The 14,381-nt window shown below is 63.0% G+C and carries 15 protein-coding genes; 2 read left to right on the forward strand and 13 right to left on the reverse strand.

The window, feature by feature from the left end; all coding sequences use genetic code 11:
• Window positions 1–109: 109 nt before the first annotated feature.
• The 5 genes from glpX to QQL79_RS09375 form a co-directional block, all read right to left on the reverse strand.
• Entirely contained in the window at window positions 110–1,096 is a 987-nt protein-coding gene (gene glpX / locus QQL79_RS09355; RefSeq protein WP_284390112.1) for a class II fructose-bisphosphatase, read from the reverse strand.
• A gap of 39 nt (window positions 1,097–1,135) precedes the next feature.
• Complete coding sequence (locus QQL79_RS09360; protein WP_284392856.1) at window positions 1,136–2,476, reverse strand: homoserine dehydrogenase; 1,341 nt, start codon at window positions 2,474–2,476, stop codon at window positions 1,136–1,138.
• Between the two features lie 396 nt (window positions 2,477–2,872).
• The gene (locus QQL79_RS09365; protein WP_284390114.1) at window positions 2,873–3,853 is read right to left on the reverse strand and encodes an ABC transporter substrate-binding protein; all 981 of its coding nucleotides are present in this window, start codon (window positions 3,851–3,853) and stop codon (window positions 2,873–2,875) included.
• A gap of 13 nt (window positions 3,854–3,866) precedes the next feature.
• A complete protein-coding gene (locus QQL79_RS09370; protein WP_284390116.1) occupies window positions 3,867–4,841 on the reverse strand; it encodes an ABC transporter substrate-binding protein in 975 nt (324 codons plus the stop codon).
• Between the two features lie 432 nt (window positions 4,842–5,273).
• On the reverse strand, window positions 5,274–6,488 hold the full coding sequence (locus tag QQL79_RS09375) for an LL-diaminopimelate aminotransferase (protein WP_284390118.1): 1,215 nt from the start codon (window positions 6,486–6,488) through the stop codon (window positions 5,274–5,276).
• A 414-nt stretch (window positions 6,489–6,902) separates the two neighbouring features.
• Between QQL79_RS09375 and QQL79_RS09380 the strand changes: the two genes are divergently transcribed.
• Window positions 6,903–8,216, forward strand: a complete 1,314-nt coding sequence (locus tag QQL79_RS09380; protein ID WP_284390119.1) for a glycosyltransferase — start codon at window positions 6,903–6,905, stop codon at window positions 8,214–8,216.
• Here QQL79_RS09380 and QQL79_RS09385 read toward each other — a convergent pair.
• The 8 genes from QQL79_RS09385 to QQL79_RS09420 all read right to left on the reverse strand — a co-directional run bounded on the left by QQL79_RS09385 (window position 8,213) and on the right by QQL79_RS09420 (window position 14,068).
• On the reverse strand, window positions 8,213–8,857 hold the full coding sequence (locus tag QQL79_RS09385; protein ID WP_284390121.1) for an SdpI family protein: 645 nt from the start codon (window positions 8,855–8,857) through the stop codon (window positions 8,213–8,215). The genes QQL79_RS09380 and QQL79_RS09385 overlap by 4 nt on opposite strands.
• Window positions 8,854–9,123, reverse strand: a complete 270-nt coding sequence (locus QQL79_RS09390; protein WP_284390123.1) for a metalloregulator ArsR/SmtB family transcription factor — start codon at window positions 9,121–9,123, stop codon at window positions 8,854–8,856. Before QQL79_RS09390 ends, QQL79_RS09385 begins: the two co-directional genes overlap by 4 nt.
• 125 nt (window positions 9,124–9,248) lie before the next feature.
• Window positions 9,249–10,619, reverse strand: coding sequence for a dicarboxylate/amino acid:cation symporter (locus QQL79_RS09395; RefSeq protein ID WP_284390124.1), 1,371 nt, complete (start codon window positions 10,617–10,619; stop codon window positions 9,249–9,251).
• A 172-nt stretch (window positions 10,620–10,791) separates the two neighbouring features.
• Window positions 10,792–11,430 carry an SdpI family protein gene (locus tag QQL79_RS09400; RefSeq protein WP_284390126.1) on the reverse strand — a complete coding sequence of 213 codons (639 nt, stop codon included), beginning with the start codon at window positions 11,428–11,430 and terminating at the stop codon, window positions 10,792–10,794.
• A 6-nt stretch (window positions 11,431–11,436) separates the two neighbouring features.
• Window positions 11,437–11,838 carry a VOC family protein gene (locus tag QQL79_RS09405; protein WP_284390128.1) on the reverse strand — a complete coding sequence of 134 codons (402 nt, stop codon included), beginning with the start codon at window positions 11,836–11,838 and terminating at the stop codon, window positions 11,437–11,439.
• A gap of 64 nt (window positions 11,839–11,902) precedes the next feature.
• Window positions 11,903–12,385, reverse strand: a complete 483-nt coding sequence (rpsI, locus tag QQL79_RS09410; RefSeq protein WP_284390129.1) for a 30S ribosomal protein S9 — start codon at window positions 12,383–12,385, stop codon at window positions 11,903–11,905.
• Window position 12,386: 1 nt separating this feature from the next.
• Entirely contained in the window at window positions 12,387–12,851 is a 465-nt protein-coding gene (rplM, locus tag QQL79_RS09415) for a 50S ribosomal protein L13 (RefSeq protein ID WP_284390131.1), read from the reverse strand.
• A 143-nt stretch (window positions 12,852–12,994) separates the two neighbouring features.
• A complete protein-coding gene (locus QQL79_RS09420) occupies window positions 12,995–14,068 on the reverse strand; it encodes a COX15/CtaA family protein (protein WP_284390133.1) in 1,074 nt (357 codons plus the stop codon).
• Between the two features lie 69 nt (window positions 14,069–14,137).
• Here QQL79_RS09420 and QQL79_RS09425 point away from each other — a divergent pair, with 69 nt between their 5' ends.
• Window positions 14,138–14,359 carry a DUF2842 domain-containing protein gene (locus QQL79_RS09425; RefSeq protein WP_284390134.1) on the forward strand — a complete coding sequence of 74 codons (222 nt, stop codon included), beginning with the start codon at window positions 14,138–14,140 and terminating at the stop codon, window positions 14,357–14,359.
• Window positions 14,360–14,381: the final 22 nt, after the last annotated feature.

Raw genomic sequence — 14,381 nt, forward strand, 5'->3', positions numbered from 1 at the left:
TTGACCCGAGGATCGCTCGCCGATTGTGCCGGATTGCGGGTGGCCCTCGGGTCGAGCCCGAGGGAGACGATTGTGGGTGGGGTGGTGCTGTGGTTTTCCGATCAGCAGTTCACCGCGCGTGCTGTGCCCTGATCCAACGCACTGTCTGGCTCCAGGAGCGCATGACGATGGTGTTGGTCTCAACCGAATCGCGGCGCAGGCGGATGCCTTCGAGCAGGGTGCCGTCGGTGACGCCAGTGGCGGCGAAGAGCACGTCGCCGGAGGCCAGGTCGGTGACGTCGTAGATGCGGTTGGGGTCGGTGATGCCCATGGCATGGGCGCGATCGCGCTTGGCCGGGCTATCAAGGATCAGCTTGCCCTGCATCTGGCCGCCAATGCAGCGCAGGGCGGCAGCGGCCAGGACCCCCTCGGGCGCGCCGCCGGAACCCAGATAGATATCGACGCCGGTATCCTCGGTGTTGACGGCGTGGATGACCCCAGCAATGTCGCCATCGCTGATGAGCTTGACGGCAACGCCGGCGGTGCGCAGTTCTTCGATCAGCCCGGCATGGCGGGGGCGATCCAGCACGATGGCGGTGATCTCGCTCAGCGGCACGCCCTTGACGCCGGCCAGCGCCTTGACGTTCTCGGTGGCCGACCATTCGATATTGACCGTGCCTGCCGGATATTCGGCGCCGATGGCGATCTTGTGCATATAGACGTTGCGGGCGACATTGAGCAGGCCGCCGCGCTCGGCCATGGCCAGGACCACGATGGAATCGGGCTGGTTCTTGGCGCAGAGGGTTACCCCTTCGAGCGGATCGACGGCGATATCGACCTCGGGTCCCTGCCCCGCGCCCACCGGCTGGCCGATGAACAATTCATCGCATTCATGCTCTTCGCCCTCGCCGATGACGACGCGGCCGGAAATAGCGACGCGGTCCAGCTCGGCCTTCATGGCGTGCACGGCGGCGTCGTCGGCAGCCTTTTCATCGCCCTTGCCGCGCCATTCGGCGGCGGCGATGGCGGCGCGCTCGGTGACGCGCACCAATTCCAGCGTCAGGCTGCGATGCAGATGGGCGGGATTTCTGTCACCCTCGACTTTCGAAAGTCTCATTCTGTCTCCCCCGGGCTCCGACTTGCCCGCGAAGGGGTATCAGAGCGTTTCGATCCGGATCAATTGCGGTTCGCCCACTATGAACCCGTCGGCGGCGATCTGCGCAAGCGAGTCCCGCACGTCTGATTCCAAAGTCTGCTGCGTGATCATGACCACGGTGCGGGTCGGCGAGCCGTCCGGCGCGACTGCTTTAGCGCTCAAGTCCGACCGCTGGATGACGGAATCGATGGAAATGCCGCGCTCACCCATGCGGGTGGCGATAGCAGCCAAGGCGCCGGGCACGTCCTTGGCGTTGAGGCGGATATAATAGCCGCCCTGATGGGCGCGCATGGGCGCTTCGCGATAGGGCATCAGCTCTTCGCTGGGCACGCCGAGCGGCGGCACGCGGGTACCCCGGGCAATATCGAGAATGTCGGACAGCACCGAGGATGCGGTGGGCGGACCACCCGCGCCGGGGCCGGCCAGCAGAAGCTCGTGCACATGGTCGGTTTCGAGCGCCACGGCATTCATCACGCCATCGACGCCGGCAATGGCCGAGCCCTTGGGCACGAAAGTGGGGTGGACGCGCTGCTCAATGCCATCGTCAGTGCGCTGGGCGATGCCGAGCAGCTTGATCTTGTAGCCGAGCTCGGCCGCGACCTTGATGTCGTGCTGGCTGATCTTGGAAATGCCTTCGACGCGGATCTTATCGGGGGCGATTTCATAACCGAAGCAGAGCGTGGCCAGGATCGAGAGCTTGTGGGCGGTATCGAACCCCTCGACGTCGAAGGTCGGATCGGCTTCGGCATAGCCGAGCGCCTGAGCATCCTTGAGGCAGTCGGCAAAGGAGATGTCCTCATTGCCCATGCGCGTCAGGATGTAATTGCAGGTGCCGTTCATGATGCCGAACACCTTGGCGATGCGGGCCGAGCCGAGGCCTTCGCGCAGGGTCTTGATGACGGGGATGCCACCGGCCACTGCGGCCTCGAAGCCGAGCTGAGCGCCGGATTCCTCGGCGAGCTTGGCTAGGCCCACGCCATGTTTGGCGAGCAAGGCCTTGTTGGCCGTCACCACGGGGCGGCCGATTTCGAGGGCGGCTTTGACCGCCGCGAAGGCCGGACCGTCTTCCCCGCCGATCAGTTCGACGAAGAGATCGATGCCTTCGGATTTGGCCAGGGCCACCGGATCGTCGAACCAGTCGAGCCCGGAAATATCAATGCCGCGGTCGCGGGAACGCGAACGCGCGGCAACGGCAGTCACCACCAATTGGCGGCCCAGTTTTCGCGTCAGCTCGGCCGCGTCTTTCTGCAGGATACGCACCAAAGTCGCGCCGACATTGCCAAGGCCCGCAACGCCCACGCGCAGCGGTGGCAGCGTTTCGCCATCGCCAAAGTCCTGCATGGCCTTGAGGATACGCGCCCGCGTATCGGAGCGCGGCTCGCGCCCTTCGCGCAGGTCGAACACGAAGAGCGGATCGCCCGCGACGGTGCGGCCGAAGCGGGTCGGCGTCCAACCGCGTGCGGCGATAAAGGATTCAACGGTTTGGCGGAACGAAGCGATATCACTCATGGTGGCGCCATGTGCATAGGAAATTGCCTAGCCGTCAATAGGAGTGTGTGAGGAGGGTGAATCTGGCGTCCAGCGCGGCACGATCGGCCTCCCTCCCCCTTGAGGGGAGGGATTGAGGGTGGGGGTGTCGAGCTATCCACAAGCATGGAGTTCGCGGAGGCCACGACACCCCCACCCTAGCCCTCCCCTCAAGGGGGAGGGGATTGCATTGCGGCTCCCTGGTTTCAGCTACTGCCCCTTGGCCACCGCGGCGGTTTCACCGACGGTCTTGATGAAATCGGCAAAGGCCCAGCGCAGGGATGCCGGGGTGATGGCGCCGCCGACGGCCATGATGGTTTCCTCGCCCACGATCATGGCCATGGCGTGCTTCTGTACCAGCGGGGCCAGCTTGATATAGGAGAGGTTGAGGAAGTCGTCGGCGCTCTGCTGGTTGTCGAAGAAGGTCACCAGCATTTCAGCAGCGATCTGGTCGAAGGTCTCGTAGCTCAGCGTATAGGAAATGCCGGTGGAGACCATGAGGCCGCCGGGGGTCATGGGCGCGGCTTTCATGCCCAGATCGACCAGCAGGCGGACGCGCGGGTCCTCTTCCATGCGCACAGCGACCGAACCGTCCGGGCGGTTGATGACATTGGCAAAGACGGTGCCCTGGATGGCAGGGTATTTGTCGGCTTCAGCCTGCATGAAGGCCTGGGTCTGCTGCTTGAGCGCCTTGGCTTCGGCGCTGAGGCCGAGAGCCTTGCCCGTCAGATCGACCACCTGCTGCCAGGAGGCAAACCAGGGCGTTTCGGGATAGGCTACGACCGGGGCGATGTTACTCAGCAGCGCGAATTCATCCGGGGTCAGGCCCGAATAGGGCGCGATGATCACGTCGGGCTGCAGCGCCGCGATGGCTTCGATGGGTGGCTCGGCGGAATCGGGCAGGATGACCGGCATTTCAGCGCCGAGCTTGGCGACGGCCTCCGCGGTCCAGGGCAGCACGCCATCATCGCCCCCGCCGTAGCGGAAAAAGGGCATGCCGACTGGCACAATGCCCAGATCGAGCACCACATCCTGCGCCGACCAGCCCCAGGTGACTACGCGCTGCGGCTTGGCGGGAATGACCGCATCGCCCAGGGCGGTGGTGATCGTCACCGGAAAGCTGTCCTCGGCATGGACGCCGCCGGCAAAGGCCATGGCGGCGAGCGCAATGGCCGAGAATTTGATGGTCATGGTTGTCCCCGGATTACTGGGCCTTGGCCGCGCTGGCGGCCTTGGCGATGACATCGATATATTGCGGAAAGCCCCAGCGCAGCGACAAGGCGCTGGGCGGGGAAACGGCGGCGACATTTTCCGTGCCGACCAGGGCGGCCAGAGCGCCCTTTTCGATCTGCGGCATGGCCTTGACGTAAGGGCGAGTCAGGAACTCGTCGAGTGGCGCCTGGTCTTCGTAATAGGTGAGTAGGATATCGCTGGTGAGCGTGTCGAAAACCTCGTAGCTCAGCGAAAAGATGAACTTGCCATCATGCGGGGAGAGCTCTTCAACGCTGGGTGCCAGCACGAGGCCAAGCCCGGTGAGGAACTTCATGCGCGCATCGAGCGCGTCGTAGACCGCGATGGCGCCATCAAAATCATTGAAACCGGCAAAGGTCGTGCCGGGAACGTCCGGATATTTGGCGACCTCATCGGCGAGGAATTGCCCGGTTTCGGCGATGAGTGCAGCGGCCTCGTCCGGTTTGCCAAGGGCGGCGCCGACAGTGGTGGTCACCTCCTGCCAGGTGGCCGAATAGGCGTCGCCGGAATAGGCGATGGTGGGAGCAATGCCGGAAAGCAGCGCATATTGATCCTGCGTGATGCCGGAAAAGGCCGCGATGATCAGATCGGGCTCAAGCGCCGCAATCTGCTCGAAGGGCGGCTCGCCGGTGTTGGGCAGAACCGTTGGCGGCTCGCCGCCCGCGGCGGCCAGGACTTCTTCCAGCCAGGGCTGAATGCCGTCTTCCCCGCCACCATAGGACTGGAAGGGAATGCCCACCGGAACCACGCCAAGGGCAAGCACCGCATCTTCATTGCCCCAGCCCCAGGTGACGATGCGCTTGGGCGCTGCCTCGATCGTGGTGGAACCGTAGACATGCTCGAGCGTGACGGGAAAATGCTGGGCAGCGGCTCCCGCGACCATGACCAGTGCAAAAGGAAATGCGAGGACGACAGAGCGAGCGGACATGACGCACCATTTTCGTGGAGGTGGTTCTCCATACGAAAGGTGATTTATGTTGTCATGTATTATTTGGTGGGAGGCTCAGGGATAGGGGCTCTCATCCCGCTCCGGAATGACATCGTGGGCTCAGAAATTTGCAGCATCTCCACACACCACAATCGCTTCCCTCGGGCTTGACCCGAGGGCCACTCGCCACTTGTGCCGGGTTGAGAAAGGCCCTCGGGTCAAGCCCGAGGGAGGCGGCGGGGGGGGGATGGAGGCGAGATGTTCCCGCAAATCACGGTGTCATTCCGGCCCCCGGGACGCTCCGCGCCCGAGGACAGGCTCCGGCCGGAATCCAAGCTATGCCCTATCCCCGCGCTGGACAGTGCTGATGGCCTTCAGCATGGATCCCGGCCTGCGCCGGGATGACATCGTACGTTGAGAGAGGGGAGACCCCTACCCTACCAGCGGCACGACATTGCCGCCGCTGGCCTTGGAGCCGAGCAGCTTCTTGATGTTGCGGGCGGCCTGGCGGATGCGCTGTTCGTTTTCGACGAAGGCCAGGCGGATATATTGGTCGCCATATTCGCCGAAACCCACGCCGGGGGCGACGCCCACGCCGGTTTCCTTGATCAGCAGCTTGGCGAATTCGAGCGAGCCCAGATGGGCGAATTGCGCCGGGATGGGCGCCCAGGCGAACATGGTGGCCTTGGGCACCGGAATGTCCCAGCCGGAGCGGCCGAAGCTTTCGACCAGCACGTCGCGGCGGTATTTGTAGATCTTGCGAACCTCTTCGATCACGTCGTCCGAGCCGTTGAGCGCGGCGGTCGCGGCCACCTGGATGGGGGTGAAGGCGCCGTAATCGAGATAGGACTTCACGCGCGCCAAAGCCGCGATCAGCCGTTCATTGCCCACGGCAAAGCCCACGCGCCAGCCGGGCATGGAATAGGTCTTGGACATGGAGGTGAATTCGACCGAAATGTCGATGGCGCCGGGCACCTGCAAGACCGATGGCGGGGGCGCATCTTCGTCGAAATAGATCTCGGAATAGGCGAGATCGGACAGGATGAAGATGTCGTTGGCCTTACAATATTTGACGACCTCGGTGTAAAAATCGAGATCAGCCGTATAGGCGGTCGGGTTGGCCGGATAGTTGAGCACCAGCGCGATCGGCTTGGGGATCGAGTGCCGCACGGCGCGATCCAGCGAGCGGAGGAAATCCTCGTTCGGATCGGCCGGCATGGAGCGCACGACGCCGCCGGACATGATGAAGCCGAAGGAGTGGATGGGATAGGTCGGGTTGGGCACCAGCACCACATCGCCCGGGGCGGTGATGGCCGAGGCCATATTGGCAAAGCCTTCCTTGGAGCCCAGCGTCGCCACGATCTGCGTATCGGGATTGAGCTTCACGCCGAAGCGGCGGCCATAATAGCTGGCCTGGGCCTTGCGCAGGCCGGGAATGCCGCGCGAGGTGGAATAGCGGTGGGTGCGCGGATCCTTGACGGTTTCCTGCAGCTTTTCAACGATATGCTGGGGGGTGGGCATATCGGGATTGCCCATGCCCAGATCGATGATGTCGACGCCTTCGGCGCGCGCCTTGGCCTTGATCGGGTCGATATGGGCAAACACATAGGGCGGCAGGCGGCGGATGCGATGGAAATCTTCGCTCATATTGTCCTCGGCGGCCCGGCTGGGGCCTGTGGCTCGCGACGCGCACCGGGCGCCACGCCTCTCTTGAAGGCCGTGATTATCGCGGAATTATGGTTGTGAACGGGTTAAACAGCGCCGGGTGCGGCGCTTTTCGCAATATTCGGCTCTTCCCGGCCCCATCGGGCCACGCGGGAAGAGCTAGCGGGCGTTCGCGCCCGCCGCAGCGAGGGCGGCCGCCGACACGAAATTGCCGGCGAGCGAAGCTCCAACCAATGCAAATGTGTACAGGGACGGCATATCTCTTGCCCTTCAGAAGCGTTTTTTGTAATGAAACCAGCTATCGATAAGGCCGTTCATAAATCCTCGTCAGGGTATTGTAAATGGTCCGGAGGACGCCAACCTTCGAGACCAGAACGGCGTATGTGAGGTAATATCTTGAAGCGGATTGCCCTTGTCACGATCGGTACACAAGGCGACGTTCAACCCTATCTAGCCTTGGCCATAGCGCTCAAGGAGCGCGGCTATTCGGTCGTGTTGGGTGCCTCGGAAGAATTCCAGGACATGGTGGAAGGCTATGGCGTGGAGTTCCATACGCTGGGCCCCTCCATCCAGGCTTTCCTGCTGCAACAGCGATTCGAGAATGCGATGAGCCAGTCCATGCTCATCAATGGGCCGTCCTTGCTGCGGCAAGGCCAGCAGATCGTGGACACGGCGGCGCGCCATGCCTGGAACATGTGCCAGGGCGCCGACATGCTGATCCTCAACATGAATACCAGCTTTGGCATCGATATTGCCGAGGCGCTGCATATTCCGGCGGTCATGGTGGCCCTGCAACCGCTGAATTCGACCAGCGAATTCCCGCTCTGCATCTATTACGGCGCCGATTTCGGCCCGGCCTTCAACAAGCTGACCTATACGGCCATGACCGTGCAGCAGATTTACTACAATCTGCCGCGCAACAAGCTGCGCCGGGAGCTGATGGGGCTGGATTCGCGCAAGAAGGGTGGCTTCTTCCGCAATACGGACGGAACACCGCTCACCACGCTCTACCCCTATTCGCCGGTGATTTCGCCGCGCCCGCGCGATTGGCCGAAAAGCGCTATCGTCACCGGCTATTGGCAGCTCAAAGACCGCACCGACTGGCAGCCGTCCGAAGCGTTCCAGAAATTCCTCTCGGAAGGCGAAGCGCCGGTCTATATCGGCTTTGGCTCGATGCCCTTTGGCGCTGAGCGCAATACCAAGATTTTGAAGGAAGCCGTGGGCATGTGGGGCGGCCGCGCCGTCGTGGCGCGCGGCTGGGGCGGCATCAATCCGCAGGATCTGCCGGACAGCATTTTCGCCATCGAAAAGGCGCCGCACGACAAGCTGTTCAAATATGTCTCGGCGGTCGTCCATCATGGGGGCGCCGGCACGACATCGGCAGGCCTGCATCTGGGCCGGCCGACCTTCGTCGTGCCGCAGACGGTGGACCAGCCCTATTGGGGCCGCCGAGTCTATGAGCTGGGCTGCGGTCCCAAGCCGGTCCGCCTGCGCAAGCTGACCTCGGAAATCCTCGCTGGTGCACTGGCTGATCTCTCGACCAACGAAGACTATCGCCGCAACGCTGCTGATATCGCCGAAAAGCTGCATGCCGAGAACGGTACGGACAAGGCCATCAAGATCATCGAGCGGGTGATGGACAATTATGTCCTGCCGCACACGCCCAAGGTGAAGAAGGCCAGGAAGCCGGCGCTGAAGCTGGTTGGCTAGGCGTTGCGCTGCGCCAGCCGGAGGCTGTAGGCCACGCCTAGCACGACGGGCAAGACAATCGCCGTGATCGCCCCCAGGATGAGGATGAGGCCTTCGCCGGTCAGCAGCGTCAGGATCACCAGCAGGCCACCGGCGGCCATCATGGCAAGGCCGGTGAAGCGGTGCGTTGCCGCCCAATTGGCCGGATCGGCCAGCGTGCTCCGGAGCCGGATGCCGCCATATCGATTGGGCTGGGACTTTGGCAGGACATTGCCGAGCACGACCAGCAGTGCCGCGACGCTCCAGGCGGCCACGCGCGCCACGGCAAAATCGAACTGGAATACCAACACGGTCTGAAATGCCAGGAACATGGCGAGCATGACCGGCAGGATTGCCTCGACGACGTGCCGGCCACCGGCCAGCCGTTCCGAGCTGGCAAATTTTCCGATGACCCAAAAGAGCGCGAGCAGCGACACACCGAAGGCCGGCATCAGGAGCAGCGCATTGTCGCGCCCGGCGAAACGATCGGGCTGGCCATGGATATCGAAATGCACCGGCAGCATCGCATCGGCCGGGATGCTGACAAATCCCGCGATGGTGGTCACGGCGATCAGCGACAGGAGCAAATGATTGAGGGGCGTGAAGACGCGGAGGCCTGTCATTGGTCGTCATCCTTGAGCGAGAGGAGACCGGCCAGGGCCGCCTCCAGAATACTGGCATTGAGGTGGTAGATCAGGCTGGTGCCCCGCCGCTCGACGACCACCAGCTCGGCCTCCTTCAGCTTGGCCAGGTGAACCGAAAGCGTCGGCCGGCTGATCTCGAAGTGAAGCGCCAGATCACCAGCGCTCATCGGCCCTGCCTTGAGCAAGGCGAGCACCTTGCGGCGCACCGGGTGCGAAAGCGCTTCGAATACGGTGTTGATCCCCACAGGGTGTCCTTATTTCGTCTACAGACTAATTAGTATATCAACTAATTAGCGTCAAGACGAAATAGCAGATAACAAAAAGGGGAGGCTTTCGCCTCCCCCTCGTATTCCTCACGATATTCCCTGCCCTATTGGGCCGGTACGGCCGCTTCATCGAGCGCTTCGATGCTTTCGCCGCGATCATAGACCGCCTGGTCGAGCAGGCCCTCGCGCTTGGCGACGATGGTGGGCACCAGAGCCTGCCCCGCGACGTTGACCGCGGTGCGGCCCATGTCGAGGATCGGGTCGACTGCGAGCAGGAGGCCCACGCCTTCGAGCGGCAGGCCCAGGGTGGAGAGGGTCAGCGTCAGCATGACGGTGGCGCCGGTGAGGCCGGCGGTGGCGGCCGAGCCGATCACCGAGACGAAGACGATCAGCAGATAATGCTCGATGCCCAGCGGCACGCCGAAGAACTGGGCCACGAAGATAGCCGAGATCGCCGGATAGATCGCCGCGCAACCGTCCATCTTGGTGGTGGCGCCGAGCGGCACGGCGAAGGCGGCATATTCACGCGGTACGCCCAGGTTCTGCTCGGTGATGCGTTCGGTAACCGGCAGGGTGCCGATGGAGGAACGCGACACGAAGGCGAGCTGAATGGCCGGCCAGGCGCTCTGGAAATAGCGGATGGGGTTGAGGCCATGGGCCTGCAACAGCACCGGGTAAACTACGAACAGCACCAGGGCGAGGCCGATATAGATGGCGGCCGAGTACCAGCCGAGCTGGGCCAGCGCGTCCCAGCCATAGACGGCCACGGCATTGCCGAGCAGGCCGATCGTGCCGATGGGGGTGAGGCGGATGACCCACCACAGGATCTTGTGCACGACCTTGAGGAAGGATCGGTTGAAAGCCAGGAACGGATCGGCGGCGGGGCCGACACGCAGCGCGGCGACGCCGACGGCAATCGACACGACCAGGATCTGCAGCACGTTGAAGCTGAGGCTGGTGGAGGCCGAACCATCGGTCACGCGGGTCGAGGCGGTGAGGCCCAGAATGTTCGAAGGGATGAGACCCTTGAGGAAATCGAGCCACGAACCGGTGGACGACGGCGCCTTGGCGGCTTCGGCTGCAACGGCGGTGTTGAGGCCGGGCTGGATGATCAGGCCGAGCGCAATGCCGATGGCCACGGCGATCAGCGCGGTGATGGCGAACCAGAGCAGGGTCTGCCAGACCAGCTTGGCGGCATTGTTGAGTTCGCGCAGATTGGCGATGGACGCCACGATGGCGGTGAAGACCAGCACCGGTACCAAAGCGCGCAGCAGCGAGACGAAGGACGAGCCGACGGTCGACAGCGTCTGGGTCAGCCAATTGGCATTGCCGGCCGCATCGGGGCCCATATTGCGGGCGATGAAGCCCAGGATAAGGCCGATGACCATGGCGGCGAGCACCTGGAAGCCGAACGAACGATAGAACGGCTTGGGTGCGCGCGCCGGGCGCGCGGCAGAAACAGTGGTTGGGGACATGTCAAACCTGTGAAGCACCGAGGAATCGCACACCAATTGAGCGAAGCGCCTCGAAATTAATCACAAGATAGGCCGGTGACAGGCTTTTTTCTGCGCATCGTTTTCCGTTTGCTGCCAAGGGAAAGAAAATTCTTCTTGGGCAAAGGGCTAAAGCGGCAATCCTGATGCGTAATCAGAGGCGGCGGGACAGTAGCGTCGTAGCGCCCGCAATGAGCGGCAGCGCCACGAGAACGGCCAGATAGGCCAGTACCAGCACGCCCAGCCCCGGATCGAACCAGGCCAGCGCCAGCAGGGTCACCCCGGCCAGGCCGCTGGCAATGCCAGTTACCCGATGCACCAGTTTCCAGGCGCGGTCCGAGACAATCGGCCAGGGCATGCGCAGGCCGGCATAGGTGTTCCGCTCGGCCTCGAAGAACACGATGCCCAGGATCAGCAGGACGATGCCCAGCCCTGCCCCGGTCAGGCGCACGAGGTCGATATCCGAACCAATACCGATGACCAGCAGCCCGAGCTGGATCGCCGTCACCACAGCGAGCAGCAGGGTCAGTGCCGGGTCGAGAATATGCTGGACCTTGGCCAGGTGGTTCCTGGTCAGTTGCCGCCCAAGCAGGAAGAAGGCAGCGATGATCAGCACTTCGAACAGCGGCGCGACCGGCAGGGCGACATCGCGCGGCCAGACCCAGTCGGCCAAGCTCCCCGACCAATGGGCCGCATAGGCGAAATCGGCGGGAATGCGGAAGAAACCAACGCCGGTAATGGCGACGGTGACGGTGAGCAGCAGCAGGTGGAAGCGGGTAACGAGGCTGGTCATAGCGCCTTAGATGGGGAGGTCGCTGCGGAAAACCAGATGCAATTTATTGCCATCGGGGTCGCGCAGATAGGCGCCGTAATAGCCGGGCGAATAATGCGGGCGAGGTCCTGGCGCGCCTTCGTTGGAGCCGCCGGCGGCAAGGCCTGCCGCATGAGCGATCTCGATTGCCGCGCTGGAGGGGGCGTTGAAGGCCGTCATGGCGCCATTGCCGGCGCTGGCCGCTTCGCCATTGAAAGGGCTATAGACGTAAAAACGCGGAAAGCTGGTTTCGCCGACCCAGCACAGCGCTGGGGGGCCACCATCGGGCTCGACCAGACGGCGCTTGAGGCCCAGCGGCAGCAGCACGGCATCATAAAAGCGCCCTGCCCGCTCGAGATCGCTGGCGCCGACTGTGACGTGGCTGAACATGGCATCCTCCCCAAAACAAAAGGGCCGGTTTCCCGGCCCTTTCGCAAAATCGATAAATCCAGGCTTAGCGCTTGGAGAACTGGAACGAACGACGGGCCTTGGCCTTGCCGTACTTCTTGCGTTCGACGACGCGGCTGTCGCGGGTCAGGAAGCCACCCTTCTTGAGGATGGGGCGCAGGGCCGGCTCGAAATAGTTCAGAGCCTTGGAAATGCCGTGACGAACGGCACCGGCCTGACCGCTGAGACCACCACCGGCAACGGTGACGACGACGTCGTACTGGTCATTGCGTTCGGTGGCGACGATCGGCTGCTTGACGATCAGCTGCAGAACGGGGCGAGCGAAATAGGTCGCGAATTCGCGGCCATTGACGGTCACGGTACCCTTGCCCGGCTTGATCCAGACGCGAGCAACGGCGTTCTTGCGCTTGCCGGTGGCATAGGCGCGGCCGAGCGAATCCAGCTTCTGCTCATGGATGGGGGCGGTGTTGACGACCGGAGCGACCGAAGTGGTGCCGAGGTCTTCGAGGGAGTTGATGGTGTCGGCCATATTACTTCACCCGCACATTCTTGGAGTTCATCGCAGCAACATCCAGCTTGGCCGGGTTCTGCGCTTCATGGGGATGCTCGGCGCCGGAATAGACGCGCAGGTTCTTGAGCTGGGCGCGGGTCAGCGGACCGCCAGGCATCATGCGGCGAACGGCGTTTTCCAGAACGCGCTCGGGGAAACGGCCTTCCAGCAGTTCACGAGCGGTACGGTCCTTGATGCCACCGGGATAGCCGGTGTGCCAGTAGAAGCGGTGCTGGTCGAGCTTGCGGCCGGTCAGCTTCACCTTGTCGGCATTGATGACAATGATATTGTCGCCCATGTCCATGTGGGGGGTGAAGGTCGGCTTGTGCTTGCCGCGCAGGCGCGAAGCGATGATCGAAGCGACACGGCCCACGACCAGCCCTTCGGCGTCGATCAGGACCCACTTCTTTTCGATCTCGCTCGGTTTTGCCGAGTAAGTGCTCATCGTTGAATTCCTTAGAGTTCGGGCTTGCCGGCGTTCATCCAAGGAGGAAAGCGGCATGTTCGGCCGCCCGTGTATGGGGGAAACAGAAGGCCGTCAAGGGCCTTAATAAAGACAAGCGATTTCAATCACTTATCTTTGCGGTATTATGATACCGCGCGCTTTGCCCGGATCAGGTCGGCCAGATAGAGCATGCCTGCCCCGGCCAGGAGGAAGGCCATGCCCTGGTGGGCGACGGCCAGATCGATCTGCACCATGCTCAGCAGGGTCGCAATGCCCAGGCCCACCTGGATCAGCACCATGACAGCCAGCCGCGGCAGCCAGACATTGGCGCCCGAAAAGCCGCCATTGCGGGCCTGACGCCAGATCAGCAGGCCGAGATAGATGACGATGGCATAGGCAATACAGCGGTGGATGAACTGCACGGTGAGGCCGTTTTCGAAGAAATTGCGCCAGAGCGGCTCCATGCGGCCCAGGCCCTGCGGAATCAGCGCCCCATCCATCAGCGGCCAGGTATTGTAGCCCATGCCTGCATCGATGCCGGCGACGAAGGCGCCTGCCGCGATCTGCAAGATGACGAGGGCTACGAACAGTCCGGCGGTCCAGAAATGCACCGGCCGCGCCCCGCCCTCGATACGGGCGGGATGGAGGCTCCGCGGCACATAGACCAGGGCGATGAAGAGGATTGCCGCCGCGGTCAGATGCGCGGCAAGGCGATATTGCGAGACCGATGTGAGTTCGGTCAGGCCCGAAGACACCATCCACCAGCCCAGCACGCCCTGGAAACCGCCGAGCAGGAAGAGGCCGAACAGCGGCCAGGCCAGCTGCGGGGTGAAGCGCTTCTGCGCCAGGAAGACCAGGAAGGGCACGATGAACAGCACGCCGAGGAACCGGCCCAACAGGCGATGGAACCATTCCCAGAAGAAGATCATCTTGAAGTCTTCCACGCTCATCCAGGTATTGTTGACCTGGTATTGCGGGATCTGTTTGTAGGCGTCGAATTCGGCCTGCCACTGAGCGTCGTTGAGCGGGGGAATAATGCCTGAGATCGGCTTCCAGCTGGTGATGGAAAGCCCGGATTCGGTGAGGCGGGTAATGCCGCCGACGATGACCATCAGCAGCACGAAAGCGGCCATGACATAGAGCCAGATGCGCACCGGACGCAGACGGTCGGCGGGATAGCTGGTCTGGCTGAGGGCGGGCGCAAGGGTCGAAGTCACGGCGGTTTCCCGGTATCGGTTGGGGCAAGGGAGTGGTATGCCCCCCACACCTATCCCGCAAGAGCATCGATGCCGCACATGACCCAGAGCCACCGCAAGTTGATCGGCGCCGTCCTGACGCTGGTTTCCATCGTGCTCTGGGCGGCGCTGGGCACCGCGATCTATCTGCTGCTACCGCCCGGACTGCCCGGCTGGGTGCTGATCATCTATTTCATCATCGCGGGAATGGGGTGGCTGTTGCCCTCCATGGCGATCATCAGGTGGATGGCGCGGCCGGATGCGCGGGGTTAGGAACCGGCGCAAGCATTACCCC

It is taken from the genome of Devosia yakushimensis (assembly GCF_030159855.1).
Taxonomy (GTDB): Bacteria; Pseudomonadota; Alphaproteobacteria; order Rhizobiales; family Devosiaceae; genus Devosia; species Devosia yakushimensis.

Excerpts from the sequence above, each read along its gene's own strand:
- glpX (WP_284390112.1), bottom strand. The coding sequence starts at position 1,096 with ATGAGACTTTCGAAAGTCGAGGGTGACAGAAATCCCGCCCATCTGCAT.
- QQL79_RS09360 (WP_284392856.1), bottom strand. The coding sequence starts at position 2,476 with ATGCAGGACTTTGGCGATGGCGAAACGCTGCCACCGCTGCGCGTGGGC.
- QQL79_RS09365 (WP_284390114.1), bottom strand. The coding sequence starts at position 3,853 with ATGACCATCAAATTCTCGGCCATTGCGCTCGCCGCCATGGCCTTTGCC.
- QQL79_RS09370 (WP_284390116.1), bottom strand. The coding sequence starts at position 4,841 with ATGTCCGCTCGCTCTGTCGTCCTCGCATTTCCTTTTGCACTGGTCATG.
- QQL79_RS09375 (WP_284390118.1), bottom strand. The coding sequence starts at position 6,488 with ATGAGCGAAGATTTCCATCGCATCCGCCGCCTGCCGCCCTATGTGTTT.
- QQL79_RS09385 (WP_284390121.1), bottom strand. The coding sequence starts at position 8,857 with ATGACAGGCCTCCGCGTCTTCACGCCCCTCAATCATTTGCTCCTGTCG.
- QQL79_RS09395 (WP_284390124.1), bottom strand. The coding sequence starts at position 10,619 with ATGTCCCCAACCACTGTTTCTGCCGCGCGCCCGGCGCGCGCACCCAAG.
- QQL79_RS09400 (WP_284390126.1), bottom strand. The coding sequence starts at position 11,430 with ATGACCAGCCTCGTTACCCGCTTCCACCTGCTGCTGCTCACCGTCACC.
- QQL79_RS09405 (WP_284390128.1), bottom strand. The coding sequence starts at position 11,838 with ATGTTCAGCCACGTCACAGTCGGCGCCAGCGATCTCGAGCGGGCAGGG.
- rpsI (WP_284390129.1), bottom strand. The coding sequence starts at position 12,385 with ATGGCCGACACCATCAACTCCCTCGAAGACCTCGGCACCACTTCGGTC.
- rplM (WP_284390131.1), bottom strand. The coding sequence starts at position 12,851 with ATGAGCACTTACTCGGCAAAACCGAGCGAGATCGAAAAGAAGTGGGTC.
- QQL79_RS09425 (WP_284390134.1), top strand. The coding sequence starts at position 14,138 with ATGCCGCACATGACCCAGAGCCACCGCAAGTTGATCGGCGCCGTCCTG.